At 29.8% G+C, this 19,483-nt stretch carries 19 protein-coding genes and 1 pseudogene; 7 read left to right on the forward strand and 13 right to left on the reverse strand.

Translation table 11 applies throughout. The features are described from left to right. Window positions 1–12: 12 nt before the first annotated feature. The 6 genes and pseudogenes from F3K33_RS17860 to F3K33_RS17885 all read right to left on the reverse strand — a co-directional run bounded on the left by F3K33_RS17860 (window position 13) and on the right by F3K33_RS17885 (window position 7,161). Window positions 13–1,305, reverse strand: a complete 1,293-nt coding sequence (locus tag F3K33_RS17860) for a Na+/H+ antiporter NhaC family protein (RefSeq protein ID WP_039773155.1) — start codon at window positions 1,303–1,305, stop codon at window positions 13–15. A 61-nt stretch (window positions 1,306–1,366) separates the two neighbouring features. Then, window positions 1,367–2,716, reverse strand: coding sequence for an FAD-dependent oxidoreductase (locus tag F3K33_RS17865; RefSeq protein WP_012059696.1), 1,350 nt, complete (start codon window positions 2,714–2,716; stop codon window positions 1,367–1,369). A gap of 194 nt (window positions 2,717–2,910) precedes the next feature. Further along, the gene (locus F3K33_RS17870) at window positions 2,911–4,986 is read right to left on the reverse strand and encodes a substrate-binding domain-containing protein (RefSeq protein ID WP_039773150.1); all 2,076 of its coding nucleotides are present in this window, start codon (window positions 4,984–4,986) and stop codon (window positions 2,911–2,913) included. 384 nt (window positions 4,987–5,370) lie between these two features. Continuing rightward, window positions 5,371–5,825, reverse strand: a pseudogene (locus tag F3K33_RS17875) (Rrf2 family transcriptional regulator). Between the two features lie 122 nt (window positions 5,826–5,947). Then, window positions 5,948–6,772, reverse strand: a complete 825-nt coding sequence (locus tag F3K33_RS17880) for a nitroreductase family protein (RefSeq protein ID WP_039773148.1) — start codon at window positions 6,770–6,772, stop codon at window positions 5,948–5,950. A gap of 35 nt (window positions 6,773–6,807) precedes the next feature. Next, a complete protein-coding gene (locus F3K33_RS17885; RefSeq protein WP_039773146.1) occupies window positions 6,808–7,161 on the reverse strand; it encodes a nuclear transport factor 2 family protein in 354 nt (117 codons plus the stop codon). Between the two features lie 364 nt (window positions 7,162–7,525). Here F3K33_RS17885 and F3K33_RS17890 point away from each other — a divergent pair, with 364 nt between their 5' ends. Both F3K33_RS17890 and F3K33_RS17895 read left to right on the forward strand, forming a co-directional pair. Continuing rightward, window positions 7,526–8,323 (forward strand): SDR family oxidoreductase, encoded by a 798-nt coding sequence (locus tag F3K33_RS17890; protein ID WP_012059699.1) that lies wholly within the window; start codon window positions 7,526–7,528, stop codon window positions 8,321–8,323. Window positions 8,324–8,514: 191 nt separating this feature from the next. Further along, the gene (locus tag F3K33_RS17895) at window positions 8,515–8,802 is read left to right on the forward strand and encodes a Dabb family protein (RefSeq protein WP_012059700.1); all 288 of its coding nucleotides are present in this window, start codon (window positions 8,515–8,517) and stop codon (window positions 8,800–8,802) included. Window positions 8,803–9,180: 378 nt separating this feature from the next. Here the strand turns inward: F3K33_RS17895 and F3K33_RS17900 are convergent, their stop codons facing one another. Continuing rightward, window positions 9,181–9,684 carry an Rrf2 family transcriptional regulator gene (locus tag F3K33_RS17900; protein WP_017210454.1) on the reverse strand — a complete coding sequence of 168 codons (504 nt, stop codon included), beginning with the start codon at window positions 9,682–9,684 and terminating at the stop codon, window positions 9,181–9,183. 204 nt (window positions 9,685–9,888) lie between these two features. Between F3K33_RS17900 and F3K33_RS17905 the strand changes: the two genes are divergently transcribed. Together F3K33_RS17905 and F3K33_RS17910 are read left to right on the forward strand one after the other, a co-directional pair. Further along, window positions 9,889–10,260 carry a pyridoxamine 5'-phosphate oxidase family protein gene (locus F3K33_RS17905; RefSeq protein ID WP_039773140.1) on the forward strand — a complete coding sequence of 124 codons (372 nt, stop codon included), beginning with the start codon at window positions 9,889–9,891 and terminating at the stop codon, window positions 10,258–10,260. Between the two features lie 24 nt (window positions 10,261–10,284). Beyond that, window positions 10,285–10,461, forward strand: a complete 177-nt coding sequence (locus F3K33_RS17910; protein WP_039773139.1) for a 4Fe-4S binding protein — start codon at window positions 10,285–10,287, stop codon at window positions 10,459–10,461. A gap of 217 nt (window positions 10,462–10,678) precedes the next feature. Here F3K33_RS17910 and namA read toward each other — a convergent pair whose 3' ends face one another. Next, window positions 10,679–11,695 carry an NADPH dehydrogenase NamA gene (namA, locus tag F3K33_RS17915; RefSeq protein WP_039773138.1) on the reverse strand — a complete coding sequence of 339 codons (1,017 nt, stop codon included), beginning with the start codon at window positions 11,693–11,695 and terminating at the stop codon, window positions 10,679–10,681. Between the two features lie 145 nt (window positions 11,696–11,840). Here namA and F3K33_RS17920 point away from each other — a divergent pair, with 145 nt between their 5' ends. Both F3K33_RS17920 and F3K33_RS17925 read left to right on the forward strand, forming a co-directional pair. Then, the gene (locus F3K33_RS17920) at window positions 11,841–12,176 is read left to right on the forward strand and encodes a winged helix-turn-helix transcriptional regulator (RefSeq protein ID WP_023974071.1); all 336 of its coding nucleotides are present in this window, start codon (window positions 11,841–11,843) and stop codon (window positions 12,174–12,176) included. A 341-nt stretch (window positions 12,177–12,517) separates the two neighbouring features. Next, window positions 12,518–13,279, forward strand: coding sequence for a DeoR/GlpR family DNA-binding transcription regulator (locus tag F3K33_RS17925; RefSeq protein WP_012059706.1), 762 nt, complete (start codon window positions 12,518–12,520; stop codon window positions 13,277–13,279). Window positions 13,280–13,648: 369 nt separating this feature from the next. Here F3K33_RS17925 and F3K33_RS17930 read toward each other — a convergent pair whose 3' ends face one another. The 5 genes from F3K33_RS17930 to F3K33_RS17950 all read right to left on the reverse strand — a co-directional run bounded on the left by F3K33_RS17930 (window position 13,649) and on the right by F3K33_RS17950 (window position 17,677). Continuing rightward, on the reverse strand, window positions 13,649–14,281 hold the full coding sequence (locus tag F3K33_RS17930; protein ID WP_039773136.1) for an SdpI family protein: 633 nt from the start codon (window positions 14,279–14,281) through the stop codon (window positions 13,649–13,651). After that, a complete protein-coding gene (locus F3K33_RS17935; protein WP_026887388.1) occupies window positions 14,268–14,546 on the reverse strand; it encodes an autorepressor SdpR family transcription factor in 279 nt (92 codons plus the stop codon). The genes F3K33_RS17930 and F3K33_RS17935 overlap by 14 nt, the downstream gene beginning before the upstream one ends. 161 nt (window positions 14,547–14,707) lie before the next feature. After that, entirely contained in the window at window positions 14,708–15,769 is a 1,062-nt protein-coding gene (locus F3K33_RS17940; protein WP_039773132.1) for a DUF4179 domain-containing protein, read from the reverse strand. Continuing rightward, complete coding sequence (locus F3K33_RS17945) at window positions 15,759–16,325, reverse strand: sigma-70 family RNA polymerase sigma factor (RefSeq protein ID WP_039773130.1); 567 nt, start codon at window positions 16,323–16,325, stop codon at window positions 15,759–15,761. Before F3K33_RS17945 ends, F3K33_RS17940 begins: the two co-directional genes overlap by 11 nt. A 236-nt stretch (window positions 16,326–16,561) precedes the next feature. Further along, window positions 16,562–17,677 carry a MalY/PatB family protein gene (locus F3K33_RS17950; RefSeq protein WP_039773128.1) on the reverse strand — a complete coding sequence of 372 codons (1,116 nt, stop codon included), beginning with the start codon at window positions 17,675–17,677 and terminating at the stop codon, window positions 16,562–16,564. 421 nt (window positions 17,678–18,098) lie between these two features. Here F3K33_RS17950 and F3K33_RS17955 point away from each other — a divergent pair, with 421 nt between their 5' ends. Next, window positions 18,099–19,400, forward strand: coding sequence for an IS110 family RNA-guided transposase (locus tag F3K33_RS17955; RefSeq protein ID WP_154862466.1), 1,302 nt, complete (start codon window positions 18,099–18,101; stop codon window positions 19,398–19,400). Window positions 19,401–19,483: the final 83 nt, after the last annotated feature.

The following is a 19,483-nucleotide window of genomic DNA, read 5'->3' on the forward strand; positions in this document are numbered from 1 at the left end:
CAATATATATTATTACAATGTTACTACAAAACTTGCAACAACCATAGAAACTCCTACTGCTACAACCAGCCAAATAATAGTTTTCTTTAAGATTTCGTTTACATCAGTCTTTGTATAATCAGAAACCCATACATTATGAGAGTTCGTTGGATCACAAACTGCTTGAAGATTACTGTTTACACGTAATGCAACCATTGCAGCTACTGGATTCATTCCTGCTGCTACAAGTAACGCTGCTATTCCACTTCCTAATCCATATATATTAAAAGGTCCTCTATATATAGCTAATGGTGATAATAATGTAAATACAAGTATATATGTTAATGGACTATGAGGAATTATAGTTTCAATCATTGGCTTAAGTATCGCTGCAACTGGTTCTGCCATAACGGCATTTAATACCATTCCTATACCAATTAATAAAGCTAAAGCTCCTGCTGTGTCTTGAATACCTTCAATTAAGGCACTTGATAAAACATGTACTGGCCTCTTTGGTGTTGCAAGTATCAATGTTATTACAATACCTAAAACAACTGAAGGAACTATTGATAATTTTAATGTAAAGGCAAATATTACTGGAATAATTGGGCTAATAAGTGCTATTGATCTAACATTCATATTATTTCCCAATTGCCCTTCATTATTTAATGGCATTGACCAAGCCTTTTTTAATTTTGCACCTTTGCTGTTATAATAAAGAATAGTAACTACGGCTACAATTATAAGTGGTACTGCAGGTATTAAAGAATAGTTTGCTATTTGTTCTGTAGTTAATTTTAATACATCTTTGTATATTGCCCAACCACCAACATAGAAAGTTACTCCTATTGCATTAGCAAACAAAAGCACTAATGCACTTACAAGTGGACTTAATCCTGCTGTCAGCATTATTGGTATAATGATTGTTCCCACAAGAATTACCATTCCTAAACCACTTGCTGCTGAGAATATTATTGATGCTGCGATTAAAAAAGTAAGTGCAATAATAACTGGTTTATCACCTGCAAGTTCTGCAGCTTTTCTTATAATAGTTTTTGTTATACCAACCTTATTTAATATTTGCCCAAACCATGCACCAAATATTAAGCCAGCAATAGCTGAAGACATTCTCATTGAACCAGCCTCTAATACATTGGCTGTAATTGTAAATTCTTTAGGATCATTTGACATTATTGGAATTCCTGCAATTAATGCAAATATGACTGCCATTAGTGGCAATACCAAAATCGTCGGTAACTTTCTTGTCATCATTAAAATAACTGAAACTAAGAATATAACTAAAATACCGATTGCTTGTATACTCATTCTAAAACCTCCAAATATAAAAATTTATTTTTTAATTAGTAGTTAACTTTTTATAATAATTTTAAACATCTAAATATGAACCATTTTCAACTAATCTTTCTTGTACTTCCTTAGCATCAACATTTTGTACTGAAATCATCTTCTTTGCTGCTATTGCTGCTGCAGTACCTCCAGCTTGTCCTATAGCACCTACTGTAGGCGTTACTCTTATTGCTGCTTGTGCTTCAAAAGTTGCAGAAACACATCTTCCAACAACAATAAGATTATCTATATTTTCCGGAACTAAAATTCTAAGTGGAATGTTGTAGTAATCTCCCCATTCAAGCATTTTACTCGCGGTGCCCTCTCCATCAGGACTATGTATATCAATAGGATATCCTGAATGAGCTATTGTATCTTCAAACTTTTCTTTATTAAGTAGGTCTTCAGCAGTTAAAGTATACAAACCTTTAATTTGTCTTGAACCTCTTACACCTATAGATGGACCACTTTGTATGAAAGTAGCATTTTCGAATCCAGTAAGGTACTTCTTAAAGAAGGCTTCCAATTCCTTGCACTGTTTTCTTCCCTCTATTTCAGCTTTGCTTAGGCTCCATGGATCAGTACTATCACACCCTAATATCCTTGTAGTGTTAACTATAATCTCTCCTGGATTATTAGTTTCAAAGAAAAGTACATCTTCCCTTTTTATTGATATCTCACCTTTTTCTTTTGCTTCGTTAAATTCCTTAACAAATCCTATTACTGATAATCTTGGCACCTTGTCTATAGTAGTAACATCTTTATGAATTCTGGCAAAATTCTCAGGATCTTTTTTTATAAATTCCTTTAATTTTTCCATATTCACATCTCTAATTTTCATATTCAAAGTCATTGGCTGAGCTGCTCCATCCTTTTCTCTTCCTTTAGTAAAAGGAATACCTGCAAATGCTCCAAGATCACCGTCCCCTGTCGCATCAATGAATATTTTAGCTTTAATATCACTTACCCCAGCCTTATTACATATCTTTATACTTTCTATACTCCCATTACTCATTTGAGCACCAGCAAGCATAGTATGATATAAAACTTCTCCACCACTTTCTAATAACATTGTTTCAATTTCGTATTTCATTGCTTCAGCATCAAATGGCGTTACGGAATACGTATACATGCTAGAGTCTAAAATATGACCTGGAGATTTACCTGACTCTTTTAATCTTTCTATTAATTCATCTGTGATTCCACGAATAACTTGCTTATCACCAGCATGGAATGTCATCATCGGGCCAACGCCTGCACCTGTTAGCGTTCCACCAAGGAAACCGTTGCTTTCAATTACCAATGTTTTAGCACCTTCTCGTGAAGCTGCTATAGCAGCTATTGAACCAGAAAAACCGCCTCCAGCTATAACAACATCATAATTTTTCATAAAACTCCTCCTCTTGATTATATTTAAGCATTGAGGTATTTAATTTAAAATATCTCACTAACCTTAATATTACTTTACCACATTTTTTCACAATCGTAAACAGTTTTTGAATATTTTTTTCATTTTTTTCATTTATTATGTTTATTTTTTTCACAAATGCATCGCTATGCAAAATTTAATGATTTTTTCACTATTTAAGAACCCTCACTAACCTTGGTTATTTGGTAGGTATCTAGCAATTCTACTTCTTTAACTTTTGATCCACTTTCATAATTAAATATAGATTTTAGAGCTACTTGTCCAAATAAATTTTGCCTTTGAGAAATTAAAACGTCCACTATTCCTGCTTTAACGGCTTTTATATTGTAATCCGTATTATCAAATCCTATAAGTTTTTTATCCATTGAATTAGATGATTTCTTTAAAAGCTCAGCAACCTTTATAAAGTGTAGATCCAATCCAGCTATAACTTTAACATCAGAATACTTATTTAAAGCATCTTTTAGATAACTAAATCTTTCATTTATATCACAATGATTTATTTCAACATCAACTATTCTAATATCTGAATGAGCATGCAAGTACTCTTCAATTGCTTTTATTCTTATGTCAGCTATTTCACTTTTTCTAATGGTACTAAGTATTACATTTCCCTTTCCCTTAGCTACCTTTATTATTGCTTGCGCTACACTAACACCTGCTTTATAATTATCTGTCCCAATGTAGGCTAATCTATTACTTCCAGGTAAGTCACCATCTACACAAATAGTTTTTATTCCTCTTTTACTTAACGCATTAACTATCGGACTAATAAGCTTCGCTTCCCATGGATGTATTATCAGATAATCAATACCACCATCTTTTTCTGTCAATTCATTGATTATAGATACCTGTTCTTCTGGTTTACTTTTCAAATAGTTTTGTGGATACCTAACCACAAGCTTATATCCATATTTTTTAGCGGTTTCTTTAGCTATCTTAATCATATTTATCATATATGGATCACTTTCCGGTAATATTGTCACAAAGCCAATCCTTTTTTCTCTATTCTTATCACATTCAACATTGTAGTGAGCTATTTGACTTTCTACACTATCTATCCTACTTTTTAACTTTTTAGCAATATCCGATAAAATAATCATCGAATTCTTTTGATGCATGCTTACCTCAACAGCTTCTCCTGTTGAGGCTGCAGTTTCCTCTGAAATAGCTGCGATATTAGTAATATCATCAATTATTGAATTTTTTAACTGCTCTAACTTATCCATACTATCTTTTACTGCAGAATACTGATTAGTACATTCGATAATACAATGATCTATATTATTAAAAGCACTATTAACATCCTTCACAGATTCAAGCTGCAAATTCAACTTATCTTCTGTGGAATTAATTATTGTTTCAGTTGAATCAATTTCCATATTTATTTCACTTACAATATTTTTTATCTCATAAGCTGATTTAAAGCTTCTATCTGCTAACTTTCTAACTTCAGTTGCAACAACTGTAAAACCTTTCCCCTCTTTGCCAGCCCTTGCTGCTTCAATAGATGCATTTAACGCTAATAAATTAGTCTGATCTGCTATTTCTGTAATTACTGAAACTATTTGATTAATATTATTAGATTTTAATTTTAGCATTCCTATACTATTAGAAACATTGGTAAAAGCATCTCTAGTTTCAGAACTTTTAGTTAAAGTATCATTTACATTTGTACTGCCATGCAAACTTGCGTTTTCTAATAGCTGAATCCTATTCTCTATAACTTTCATTGCACTGTTAACATCTTCAAATTTAAGTGATAATCCTTCTACTAAATTCATACAACTTTCTGTTTCACCTGCTTGTTGCTGAGATCCTTCAGCTACTAAGTCGTTAAGGCTCATTAAAGTTTTTGATAACTCTTCGGTCTCATCTGCAGTATCTATTACTGAATCACCCAAGGCTGATATTTCAGCAACATAACTTTTAAAAACCTTTACAAGTTTAATAAATTCATCGATAATAAATCTTTCATCTGAACTTAAATCCTTATTTTCATCATATTTCAAATTACCAGTTTTAATTTTTTCAATTGCAACATTTCTACCTATAGATTTATTTTCTTTAAATTTGCAACATTGTAATATAATTAAAAAGATTGCTCCTAAAACTCCAATAATACATAAGATTGATTCCAAATACAGGAATAACTTACTCAAAATAAATACCAGAACAAATAGTATTAACATTAGCAGCATATTAGTTAAATCTTTTTTTATATGAATCATTTCTTTTCCCCCGTTCATTATTATTTTAAAATGGCATCTCTAATTGTAAGATAGCATATTTTTTTACCAATGTAAACATTATCTGAAAGTTATTTTCTTTTTATTCGGATTTTTTGCCATATTTTTTCTTAATATAACAAAACTTTTTTATTACTCAGATATGCATATTCTTTAATATCATTAGAATTTATATTTTTCACTATTTTCTTAAGGCTTTATTTGTATGAATTCATCATGTGGTAACCTTTAGGAAATATTTTATCTTTGTGAATTCACGTCGAATTAAAATAACCCACTAAAATCTAAATTCTAGATTTTAGTGGGTTTCATGATAGATGCAAATCATACTAACTCTGTTAATACTCTTAATTTTTACTACTTAAATTACTTTTTGCTATTATTGAACCATTTAATCGTTGCTTTTTCAACCTCTTTAGGAAGCTTTTTATTATATACTTCATCGTATAACCATGCCAATGATTTTTTTCTTAAATATTTTCTCATTTCATCTTCTGCTTCTGACATTATAACTTTTATTAAACATGTACATTTTGTATGTGTATATGGCAAATTATCTTTATCTACTAATATATTATTTTGCGTAATTTATGCACATTGAAGGAATGATTCGCTTCCTTCTACTGCTTCAACAATATCCCAAAATGTTATTTCTTCTGCACTGCGAGCTAACGCATAAACACCTTTTACACCAGGTATGATTTTATAATTCTTGACTCGCTTAATTTTGTATATACCTTTTATAAATACGTTTCTGAGATACCTTAAAATGTTGCCAAATATCTTATTCCCACTGATTTATCTTCCTCTAGTTTTATCATATATAATAAGCAATGTATTGCATATTATACTCCTACTAAAAATTTCATATGGTATAATAAAGTTTAGGGGAATAGTTTATTTTTATAAATTAAAACATTTCACTCCTAGAAATCGCTACTCTTTACTGCCATGTGATTTCTAAAGGATTTCTATCTACCAGTCTTTTAAATTTATAAAGTGGATAACCTACTAATAGTGCACCTGTTACTACCCTATCTTTAGAAATATTCAACAATCTTAAAAGTGGTTCATATTCTGCCATAGAACAATATTCAAATAGTCCTGACCAACAGGTTCCTAATCCTAATGTTTGTGCATATAATTGCACATATGTTAATGAAAAGTGTGTATTGTCGCGACCAAGTTCTTTTTGTTCTCTTGGAACTGTTGCAATCACTAAACATGGAGCATCTCTTAATATTGTATCTTTGTTATCATTACGATACTGTGCTATTGTCGAAACAGTATTCTGTACCCACGGCGAATTCTTTAACACACCATTTTCTATAGATTCCTCCGTCCAGTCAGCTATAATCGAAGTAATTTCATGTAGAATCTTATGATTATCAATAACATGATACGAAAGTCCTTGAGAATTGCAAGCTGTTGGTGCAAATCTAGCTATATTAAGAAGTTCACTAATTATATCTCGAGATACATCCCTTTTCTGAAATGCTCGAATAGATCTTCTTGATCTAAGAAAAGTGGCCGCAATATCTGAATCCATTAACTTTTCTTTTTGAATTTGCACTTGATTATCTAATGGAGTTTTTGTGCTGTCTAAAGCACCATTGGGACAAACAGCCACGCAATGACCACATTCAATACAAAGATCCCTGTCTACTTTGGGTCCTAAATCACTCATCACCAATGTTCCTCTACATATTTTCACACACAGACCACATTTAGTGCATTTTTCAGAATTAACTTTAATAAAATTATTCATACAATTCTCTCCTTCATCATATTGTTTTACTTGATTTATATATTTTGGGTAAACAATATTTCTAACCTAGACACCATTCCTTTTAATATAGTAAAATGGAAATCTAATAATAGAGGATCTGGAAGTCCAGTTTTATCAAAATCACCATCTATTTTAGCTTTAACAATTGTTATAAGATTTTTTTCACTAATATCTATAACCTTTAATTCAAGCTTAGCTGCAAAGTGGTGCTTTATACTCCATTCTCGTATTTTATCTAACCCAATATATTCTTGACCTTCATCAATTACAATTGCATCTTCAGTGAAAATTGATATAAATTTCTTTGGATCTGATTTATTGGATGTATTAAAATAAGTTTCAATAGGTTCTTGTAATTTCATATTCATAATATCTCTCCTTTATAATCCTATTCTCTAATAATTATTTCATATAATCGATCTTTCTAACTATAACAAGCATAACCTGACCACATCATGTCAAGTTATAATCGCTGAATCAAAATGAATATAATCCACTGTATAACTGAGAAAATAAAATCACATAATATTACATAATGTTATCAGACTAGAATTCCTATTTACCTAATTTCCAAAAGATGAAAGTATTAAATTATATGATATTACCTATCTCCTTATAATGATTTTGCTTAAGTAAATAAATACCATTCCAAAACTTGACGTGATGTTGTCAAGTTTACTTAATTATACTGATTAAGTAGATAAACTTATTTAAAGGGAGGTATTTTTAATTATGCAAAATACTTTATCATTTGATATTAACAAAGAACTTGATGGTAAACGCGTACTTGTAACAGGTGGAACTAAAGGTATTGGTAGATCAATTGTTGATCGTTTGCTTAATGCGGGTGCAAAAATAATAACAACTGCACGAACTATGCCTAATGATTTGCCAGATTCTATAGGGTTCATTCAAGCAAATGTTAGCACACCAGAGGGTACTGAGAGAATCATTAAAGAGACTCTTGAAAGACTCGGTGGATTAGATATTTTAATAAATAATGTAGGTGGTTCTTCATCCTCCACTTCTGGAGCATTAAGTTTAAGTGATGACGATTGGTTGCAAGCCTTTAACCAAAATCTTTTTTCAGCTGTACGCTTGGATCGTGGTTTTCTGCCCTCTATGATTAAACAACAGAAAGGTGTAATAATTCACATATCATCTATTCAAAGGAGACTTCCTGGGATAATGACTATGTCATACTCTGCTGCTAAAGCGGCCCTAACAAATTACAGCAAAAATCTAGCTACGCAGTTTGGTGGAGATGGAATACGAATAAATACAGTTGCTCCAGGTTTTACAGAAACAAAAGCTGCTGAGCGTCTTATTGAAAGAATGGCACAAAATTCCGGAATTGACTATAATAGCGCTCGTCAAGAATTAATGGATAACCTTGGCGGCATACCACTTGGTCGTCCAGCAAAACCTGAAGAAATCGCTGAACTTGTTGCATTTCTTGTATCAGACAGAGCATCTTATATCACTGGTAGTGAGCATATTATTGATGGCGGAATAATAAGGACTATATAGTCTATAAAGGCGCTATACTAAATAATTCAACATAGACATATTGTATTATTTAGTAATCACTAGATTAGTATCAATAACTTTGTAGTCCTTGCTACTCGTAATAGCTTATATATCATGAATAAAATTGTTTTCTAAATCAATGGTCATGAAATCGCACAAACTACATTAAATATTTTAGGAGGTAAAATAATATGGTTATAAACAATTTATTATTAAAATTAAAGAATAGAGATGCTGATAATATTAAAAAAACTCAAGAAGTTCTTCTAAGCATGAGAGGAAAAATAGAAGTTCTGATAGACATACAGGCAGAAATAAATATTCGTCCTGGTGAAAGTAATTATGATATAATTTTGATTACAAAATTTGCATCATTAGAAGATTTAGATAAATATCTTATTCATCCAAATCACTTAGAAGTTGCTAAATTTATCGGCAGTGTCTTAGATACACAAGCATCCGTATGTTATAGCTTATAAATAGTAACACAACTACCTACATTTAAAAATAATAGTTAGTACATTTAATACTAAAATAAGAAATTTATACCTTCCTAATTATCTTGAAAAAAGTTAATGTAGGAAGGTTTATTAAAGTTAGAAATTAATTACTAACATATCTTCATTATTAACTTTATAGAAAATATGAATATATATGTTGCAATAATAAATTTACATTTAAAATTTCAGTTAGGTAAGGCCTAAGTGAAAACCAAAATGTAGAAATCCAATTACAACATATATAGTATTATAGATCAGTTAAATTTAAAAGTATGGTTATAGTTTTTTGCTTCACCATATAACCTTTAAATGAGAGTAGTATTAAATCCATTATATTCTTAATTTTTACTACTTAAATCACTTTTTGCTATTATTAAACCATTCAATTGTTGCTTTTTCAAACTCTTTTGGAAGCTTTTTATTATATACTTCATTGTATAACCAAGCCAACGATTTTTTTCTTAAGTATTTTCTCATCTCATCTTCTGCTTCTGACATTACAACTTTTATTAAACATGGACATTTTGTATGTGTATCTGGCAAATTATCTTTATCTAGTAATATATTATTTTGCCTAATTTCTGCACATTGAAAGAATGATTCGCTTCCTTCTACTGCTTCAACAATATCCCAAAATGTTATTTCTTCCGCACTACGAGCTAACGCATAACCACCTTTCACACCAGGTATAGATTTTATAATTCCTGCTTTGCTTAATTTTGCATATACTTTAGATAAGTAAGTTTCTGAAATACCTTGAAAGGTTGCCAAGTCTCTTATTCCTACTGATTTACCTTCCTCTAGTTTTACCATATATAATAAGCAATGTATTGCATATTCTACTCCTACTGAAAATTTCATTTTTTATACTCCTTTGGTTTATAGTCTTTTATTAATAATATCCTATTATTTATCCCCATTCAAGATAATCATATGGTATCAAGCATATGTTCCCTGCCAAATATTTATATTGACAAACAAAAGAAATAATAATATTATAATTATAGATAATAGTTATCGACGATAATACATATCTTTATTTTAGAAAGAAAGAAGGAATATAGAATGTTTACAGAAAAATTTTATGAGGTATTAAATCATGAGGGAGTAGTTTCTATTGTAACTTGTTCAAATAACGAAGCTCATGTCGCTAATACATGGAACAGTTACTTAATCATTGCAGAAGGAAATAAAATCTTAATCCCTGCAGCTGCCATGATTAAAACAGAAGAAAATGTTAATGCTAATCCTAACGTTAAATTAACTCTTGGTAGTAAAGAAGTGATGGGATACAATTATATGGGAACCGGATTTTTAATTGAAGGAACTGCTAAATTCTTAAAAGATGGAGATAATTTTAATCTAATGAAAGAAAAGTGTCCATTCTTAACAAGAACATTAGAAATTACAGCTACATCTTGTAAGCAAACATTATAGTTTTCTAAATGTAAGGAGAAAATTATGCCTAGAATAATCAGTAAATCTGACTGTGTGGGTTGTGCAAATTGCGAGCGAGTATGCATTGTTGGATGCATTACAGAAGATAAAGATAAGAAAAGAAGAATCAATGAATCTGCTTGTGTTGACTGTGGAGCTTGCCAATTAGCTTGCCCTAGAAAATGTATTTCTCAAAAATAATCTTACTAAAAAGATAATTTTATTTCATAAAAATAGAACAATCAAAAGCTTTGTATAATCTAAAAAAATACTATATAAAACAAGGTTGGGCTTAAAATTTAAGCTTCCAACCTTGATTTTTATATTCATAATAAGCGCACAAACTTTGCTAGGTATATAACTTTATGTGCTTAAAATACATTGACTAGTATAACGTAGATTCTCCATCTTCAGAGTATTATTTGAAAGCACCCTTATATTGTTCTGGATAATCAAAATCTATGTTTCTAGATTTTGCTTCATTTAACACAAAGTATGGGTTTCTTAAAAGCTCTCTGCCAACTGTAACTAAATCTGCCCTGCCATTCGATATTATTTCCTCAGCCATATTAATATCTGTAATTAATCCAACAGCTATTGTAGGAATGTTACACTTTTCTTTGATTATGCTTGAATAATTTACTTGATATCCTGGATATGCATTTATTTCTACTGGAATTAATCCTCCAGTACTTACATGCACTATATCAATATATTCTTTAATTTCATTTATAATTTCAATCATATCATTTAGCGTTATTCCACCCTCTTTATAATCATAGGCTGATACTCTAAGCAAAATTGCTTTCTCTTTTGGCCATACTTCTGTCACAGCTTCCAATATTTCTTTTAGAAATCTGATTCTGTTCTTTATATCACCACCATATTCATCTTTTCTTAAATTTGATAATGGTGATAGAAATTGATGTATTAGATAACCATGTGCTCCATGTATTTCTATAGCATCAAATCCCGCTTTATCTGCTCTTTTCGCTGCTTCTTTAAAATTTAATACAATTTCTTTAATATCATCTCTAGTTAATTCCTTAGGCAATGTGCTTCTTTCATCAAATTTAACTGCACTTGGAGCTACAGCCTGACTAGCTGTTCCTGTATATTTTCTTCCACCATGATTTAATTGTATTGCAATTTTAGAACCATATTTTTTAACACCATTAACAATTTTTTTCAGTCCATCTATATGCGTGTCATCCCAAATCCCTAAATCATTGTCTGTTGTCCTTCCATTTTCAACAACTCCTGTAGATTCAAGTATTATAAGACCTACTGCACCAATGGCTCTGCTAACATAATGAGTGTAATGAAAATCATTTGCCATACCAGTCTCATCCGAAGAGTACATGCACATTGGTGGCATAACAATTCTATTCTTTAAGTTCGTATTTTTTAAAGTATAATTTTTAAAAGTATTCATAATTATAATCTCCTTTTTATTTAAATCTCTTGCTTATTTTCATTATATTATCTATACTATACTTTGAAAAGTAGTGATATTTTTTTCATATAATTTCAAAAAAGTAAGTATAGTGAGAAATCAACGGCTGAAAGGAGTTTTATTTATGTCAGAAATCAAACTTGAACGAGGAAATCCTAATGAAAAATGTCCTATTGAGGCAGCAATAAATATTATAGGTAGTAAATGGACATTTCTAATAATAAGAGATTTATTGATAGATGGAAAAATTAGATTTGGAGATTTGTTGCGCTCTTTAGATGGGATAAGCCCCAAAACGCTCTCCCTTAGACTACGTGAACTAGAGAAATTTGGGTTAGTTAAAAGAATAGTTTATCCAGAAATTCCTCCAAAAGTTGAATATGAATTAACTGAAAAAGGTAAGAGTTTAGAAACTGCATTTATAGAGTTGAAGAAGTGGGGACTTACAATTTTAGAATAGCCAAAAATTCTATTATGTATGCTTTTTTCCCTATAAACTCTTTCTTTAATACCAATTAAATTAGGCACCTTCAAAAATTGCTAACATTGCAGCTATTCTTTGAAGATGCCTAAATATATAAAATATGACGCTAGGCATTACCCTATAACGCTAAATTATATCTTTTTTAAAATATTTCATTAACTAAGTTTACTTTTTATCATTATATATCATTTGTTATCTTTTGGTATCATTATATACCTTTTTAAATATCTATTCAATATATTTTATAAATTAAAAGAATAATGTTATAATATTAATCAACAACAATACTAAATGATAATAATTGGTGAGGTGCCTAAATGTTTACTGAAGAAAGACTAGAACAGATTTTAAATATACTTAATAAACATGGTAGAGTAAAAGTTAAGGAACTAAGTGAACAATTTAATGTTTCAGAAGGTATGATAAGAAAGGATTTGCAAAGGTTAGAGAAAAATGGAGACCTTCAAAGGACCTATGGTGGAGCTATATTAAATAGAAAAATTTCTAAATTAAGCTCTATAACTACCAGAATGACAGTTAACTTAAATAGCAAAGAGTTAATATCCAAAAAGGCTTTTGAACTTATAGATGATGGAGATATTATTTTTTTAGAGTCCTCAAGCATAAATTTTTTATTAGCAAAACTAATAGCTAATAGCACAAAAAAAATAACTTTAATAACTAATATGTCTATAATTCCACCGCTTTTCAATAACAATGAAACCGTTGTATTAATATGCATAGGTGGTGTATATGACAATAGAAGTGGCGGAGTCTTAGGCTCAGAAGCCATTAAGAGCATCTCTAAATATACTTTTAATAAAGGTTTTTTAGGAAGTTCCGGTGTAAATTTAATTACTAACAGCGTAGGTACTTCTATGTTAGAAGATGGTAATCTTAAAGAACTTATAGTTTCAACAAGTAAAGAAGCATTTTTGCTTGTTGAAACAGAAAAATTTAATACAGATAGTCTCTATAAATTTGCAACTATAGATGAATTTGATGCTATAGTTACCGACTCAAACATCACTGATGATATTAAAGAACAGTTGAATAATTTAACTGTTAAGCTGCTATAAGATTGAATACATACTATAGATATCCAACTTTAAAACTATATTTATGTGGTAACTTGCCGAAATCATAAATATTTTGTTCCGAAAAGCTATGAAAATTTCGCTGAAGATTCTAAGCAGCAGATTTCACCACTTTAGCGTGCTCCCACTTTCAGTGTGACAAGCTAAAGTGGAACAATCTACAACTAAGAATCTTAGTAGCTCATTTTCAAATGTTTTCTCCACAAATATATTTATGATTTCTAGCTAAGATAACCATTTATATATAGTAAATATGGAAATATGTTCATTTAATAAGTTAAATATTTAAATTGAATATCCATATAGTGTATGCTTTCTTTAATATAGTAAAAGAAAGCATACATATGTTTATTATACCCCCTTTTTATATATCCAATATGAATAGCCACATGGAATTACTACAATAGCTAATAAAATAATTAAAGTTAATAAAGCACTTTTCATCTGCATACAACCTAAGATTATCATGCAAATACCGCCAAATATCCAAAGATATCCTGCCATATGATGAGTTTTATTCCAATTCATTTCACTATTTAATGTCCATGGTAATCTAATACCAACAGTATAATTTTGCTTGCATTTTGGTAAGTAGTTTCCGACCGCTACGATAATAACTCCTACGACTACTGATGTAATAATTTGAATAGGAATTTTATATCCAAGTGCAATAAATAAGGTTACTGGTACTAATACGACTGAAATAATTGGAGCAGACCACTTTCCTAAATACTTCAATGCAGATGGTGAATTCATTTTCTTTGGATCATTATTAAGCTTAAAGTGTATGAAAATATTAATTATCGCCATTAAAACCGGCATTCCAAACGCTCCAACTGCTTTTGGCACATAATTATTTGGAACACCTGCATAATTAAAATGAATCGGCACTACTTCAGGTAATTTATCATATACTCCAAATGAAAGAATCAATGGCAAAAAACAAATAATAGTTGTAATCCATAAAATATTATCTTTTTTCATCTTCATTCCCCCTAAATTGCGAAAACCAAAGCATTACTTCTTCAAATACCGATACATTGATTTCGTAATATATAAAATTTTTGTATTTTGTCTCTAAAACCAAACCTGCTTTTTTTAATTGAGATATATGATATGAAATTGTTGCACCTGTCATATCAAATTCCTTTGAAATCTCCCCAGCTGATTTTTTACCACTTTTCAGCATTACTAAAATTTCTCGCCGAACTGGATCTGACAATGCTTTAAAAGTTTCTGGAAACCCCAAATTATCATCTCCCTTTTATATTCTATTTAGAAATATTTCTAAATAGAATATATCAATTCTTATCTTCAAAGTCAATATCTATTTAGATTATTTTCTAAATAGATATTACTTAAAAATGAGAACCTCCTCTATCTAGATTTGGTTCTCACCCATTATTTTTTTTATTTAATATTTATTGTAAATTCATCTCCAACTTTTTTATATTCATCAAATTTAGGTTCCTCACCACCTTCTTCTGGCATTTTTACTGCATAAGGTGTCAGAATTAATTTACTTGCCTTTTCACTCATATTTCCAACTAATACATTTTCGTATTTTAGCAAAAAACCATCTTTTGTTCCTTTTATCAAATCAAATATTACCTTATTTCCTAAATCATCATGCCCTTTTAATAAAATAGCGTATGTTCCTCTCTCGGTTGAATTATTAATTATTTTTCCATATATTTTATGACCTAAAGCATTGCCTGTATATTTTTCTAATATATATTTATTTCCATTCTCAATATTAAATTCATAATCAAGATTTACAGTTTTAGTATCTATTTTCAGCCTATCCCCATTAGTTTTAAATTCAAACTTCCAAGTTCCATTTATATCATCATTATAATTTACCATCATTTTGGAATATACAATCTTTACATTTAAATCTCCACTTAAATCCATGTCTTTTATTGAAGCTAAATCATATCTTGCAACTTGCTGTGTAGTGTAATCGTCTATACGTTTTCTCCCACCACCTTCACCAGTAAATTTAACTTTTTTATTATTTATATAAAGAGTCATTTCGCTTCCCCAACTTTCATACTCTTTTAAAAACCTATCTGAACTTATATCAGTAGATATAAGTAGTTCATTTTCATCTAACACTACCTCATTTAATTTAACTGTTACTCCATTGTCTATAACAGATTTGTTGATTACTGTATTATAATCTTCTAAATTTCTCTCTATTCCTAGGAAACTTGAAATACTTTCGCTGAATAAATTTATTTTTGATATGGCGTAAGCTCCCGTATTTCCAAAAGACATACCTGTGAGTACTGCTATTATTGCAGCTGCAGCTATTACTTTTCTTCCAACATTTTGTTTTCTACTCTTTTTTATAGATTTCCTAATATTCTTTTTAAGTGATTCCTTTTCAATATCATTAAAATCTTCTTTTTTGTATTCATCTAAATCGATGTTTGCTTCATTAAGCAGACTATATATTTTATTCTTCATGCTTAACACCTCTTCTATTATCAATATTAAAAATATCTTTTATTTTCTTTTTTGCCCTAGATAATCTATTATATATAACTTCTTTTTTCATCCCATATTCATTGCTTATTTCATTAATGTCCATCTCATCAACATATAGCTTATAAAGCAAATTTCTATCCTTCCCCTTTAAACATCCAAGCAGCGATTCTACTTCATTACTTAATTCATTTTCTAAATTCTTCACTTTAATACCCTCATCACTGATATTTAAATCATCTATATTTTCATGTTGTAAGTCTTTTAAATATTTTCGTTTGTAATCAATGCATTTAAACTTACATATACCAGCCACCCAATTTTTAAATTCGCTTTTACTTTCATCAAAGCTATTTATGTTGTTCCAAATCCCTAAAAGAATATCATTTATACATTCTTCTTGAACACTATTGATCCCATATAGATGCTTTCCCACAATAGATTTTATAATCCAACCATAATTATCAATAACATAATCTAAAGCTTTTTCATTCCTATTTCTTAATTCTTTAATATAATTATCTTCATTCACCTTCATTTTTTACCTCTTCCCATAACGCAAGCTTGCATTTAGTAAGTTTGTACTTACATATATTAATTCGTATAAAAAAAGAAAAATCTATCAAAATTATAAAATAATTTTAACAGATCTTTCTATTGATATTATCTATTTTTCATAAGCTCTAACTCTTTTGCTATAAAATTCTCATTTCAGATATATGGAATTACGTTTGAACCACTGTTTTTACCGTAGCTATATCAAATTCCATCTCATTATAATATCTCTTCTATTCTATCAAATGCCTCTTTTAGATTGGCTCTTGGACAACCAAAGTTTATTCTAACAAATTCTTTTTTTCCGAAATCAGCTCCATCAGAAAATTTTATTTTTGCTTTATCTAAGAAAAATTTGTATGGATATTCGATGCCTGCTTCACTCGCATCTATCCAAGCAAGATAAGTTCCTTCATTATGATTAATCTTTAGGCCCTTTATTTTGGATACTCTTTCTTCTACATAATCTCTATTTTCTTTTAAATATTGTAATAATTCCTTTTTCCATTGATCACATTCAGTATATGCAGACTTAAAAGCTTCTACCGATAATACTGCTGGATGTCCAAAAACGCCATAAATCTCTTTTTTAAATTTTCTTTGAATTTCTTCGTTAGGAATTATAGCAAACCCTAAAGGCAATGCTGGAATATTATAAGTTTTTGCAGGACTTGTTAGAGTAATGCTTATATTTTTAGCTTTTTCATTTAAAGTAAACACTGGAATATGCTTTCCTTCAAAAATTAATTCGCTATGTATTTCATCTGAAACTAATAATAAATTATTTTCGTCACAAAACTTAACTAATTCCTCTAATTCTTCTCTACTATATACTCTACCTACTGGATTATGGGGATTACATAATACAAAAACCTTAATATTATCATCAATTTTCTGTTGCATTGCTTCAAAATCAAAGGTATATTTTCCGTTAAATTTTTTCAATGGTACTTCTATTGAATTACACTTAACTTCCCCGGGTAATCTCCTTATATGTGGGTACATAGGCGTATTAAACATCATATCACCATTAGCTATTCTACACGCCATAGTGGCTCCGGGCATTACACTAGGAATAAATACAATCCATTCCTTCTTTATTTTATAATTATATTCCTTCTTATAGAAATTATAAATTATTTCCTTTAATGCACTCTCATCATGAGTATATCCAAAAACTCCATGATCTGTTCTCTTAATTATTGCATTAATGATTGACTTAGGTGACTTAAAATCCATGTCAGCTACCCATAAAGGAATATAATCGCCTCCTTGTCCGTCCCATTTAGAACAGGATGTGTTTTTTCTATTTATAACTTCATCAAATCCAGACATATTATAATCCTCCTTGTATAATCTAGTTGTAACATTTGATAGAAAACTATTTATCTTTCTAACGAACATTACACCTCTTATTATTTTTAATATTCTAATTTATTACTTTGCCTACGCCCCGATAGGGAATATGCATTTCATATCTTAAATAGTTTTTTATTTAAATTCCTTAAAGGAATCTAACCAAGTTTTATATAGTCTAGTATAATACTCCTGAATAGAAGATAGATGTAAACCTCCTGGGAGGTCTTTTAGAACCTATACCCGTAAAAAAGCGTATCATTTCATCAGGTAGAATTCTATGTTTAGCTGGTTGGGTTTCCCTTCGGGAATTACCCGTGTCACAAACAAGGTTATAAGCTATCTGACAGAGTGGAAGTTCTATTCTATATCTAAAATTTAATTTAAGGAGATATATACAATGTCTAATTTTTTTTATAGTCCTGTAATAGGAATTGATGTTTCAGCTGATTTTTCATATACTGCAATACTCGCACCGAATGGTGATATTTATAAGAAGTCATTTAAAATAAAGCATGATCTCAATGGCTTCAACCACTTAGTTAATGAAATAAAAAAAGTGGAAGAAGAGTTTAACATGAAAACTGCAATTTTCATGGAGTCCACTGGCGTGTACCATTTATCTCTTTTCCACTATCTTAATAAATATTTCGATAACACATTTGTTATCAATCCACTCGTTACTAAGTCTAACAAAAATGGTGACATAAGAAAAGTGAAAAATGATAAAAAAGATGCTTTATCTATTGCAACAATAGGAAAATTTCAAAACATTAAGTTATCACAACAACTTAGCCTTGATATTTTTCTTCTGAAAAATCTTGTAAGAGAGTATTACAAACTTACAGATACTAGCTCTACTTTTAAGAAAAAATTATCCGCTGATTTAAGAGTTATTTTTCCTGGCTATAATACTATATTTTCAGATTCAACATCTAAAAGTTCAATTGAGCTTTTAAGTCAATATCCAACGCCACAATCAATTTTAGAGGCACCTAAGGAAAATATAATTAAGATTTTCCTTAATAGCTCTAAAAAGGGCATTATCTGGTCGGAAAATACATATTCCAAATTATTTAAGGTTGCTAATGAAGCTAAAATAATTGGCTTACCGTTAGACGGTTTAGCCGTCAAAATAGCCAGCTCTATAACATTAATAAAAACTATTCAATCAGAGATTGATACATTGCTACAGAAAATTAACAATTTTATACAGTCTGAAACTTTTCCTGAATCTATTAGAGCTAATATTGAACTAATTGATTCAATTCCTGGCATAGGGCAATTAACTGCTATTACTATAATAGCTGAAATAGGTGATATTGATGGTTTTCTTAAGCCCAAACATCTTGTAGCTTTCTTTGGTATTGATAGCTCAGTTAATCAATCAGGTAATTTTAAAGGCGATAATAATAAAATTTCAAAAAGAGGAACTCGAATCGGTCGAAGAGCATTATATTCTGTTGCACTAGCTTCAATCAGTAACAATCGTAATGGAGTTCCTATAAATAAAGTCCTATTAGATTATTATCAAATAAACCTTAAAGGCAAAAAGCCTAAAATCGCCTTAGTCGCTATAATGCATAAAATTATAAACTACATTTTTGCTGTTCTCCGAAATCAAACTCCGTTTGAGCAAAGAGATCCCAAAATACATAAGCAAATGTTCCTAGAAAATAACTCTTTAAACAAAGTCGCTTAATTTTATTCCAATTTCTGTAACCGTTCGTGTTTTGAAACGGTTTGTTTGCCATACTCTTTTTCCAAAAACTATTTTTTTGAAAA

Source organism: Clostridium beijerinckii (genome assembly GCF_008705175.1).
Taxonomy (GTDB): Bacteria; Bacillota; Clostridia; order Clostridiales; family Clostridiaceae; genus Clostridium; species Clostridium beijerinckii.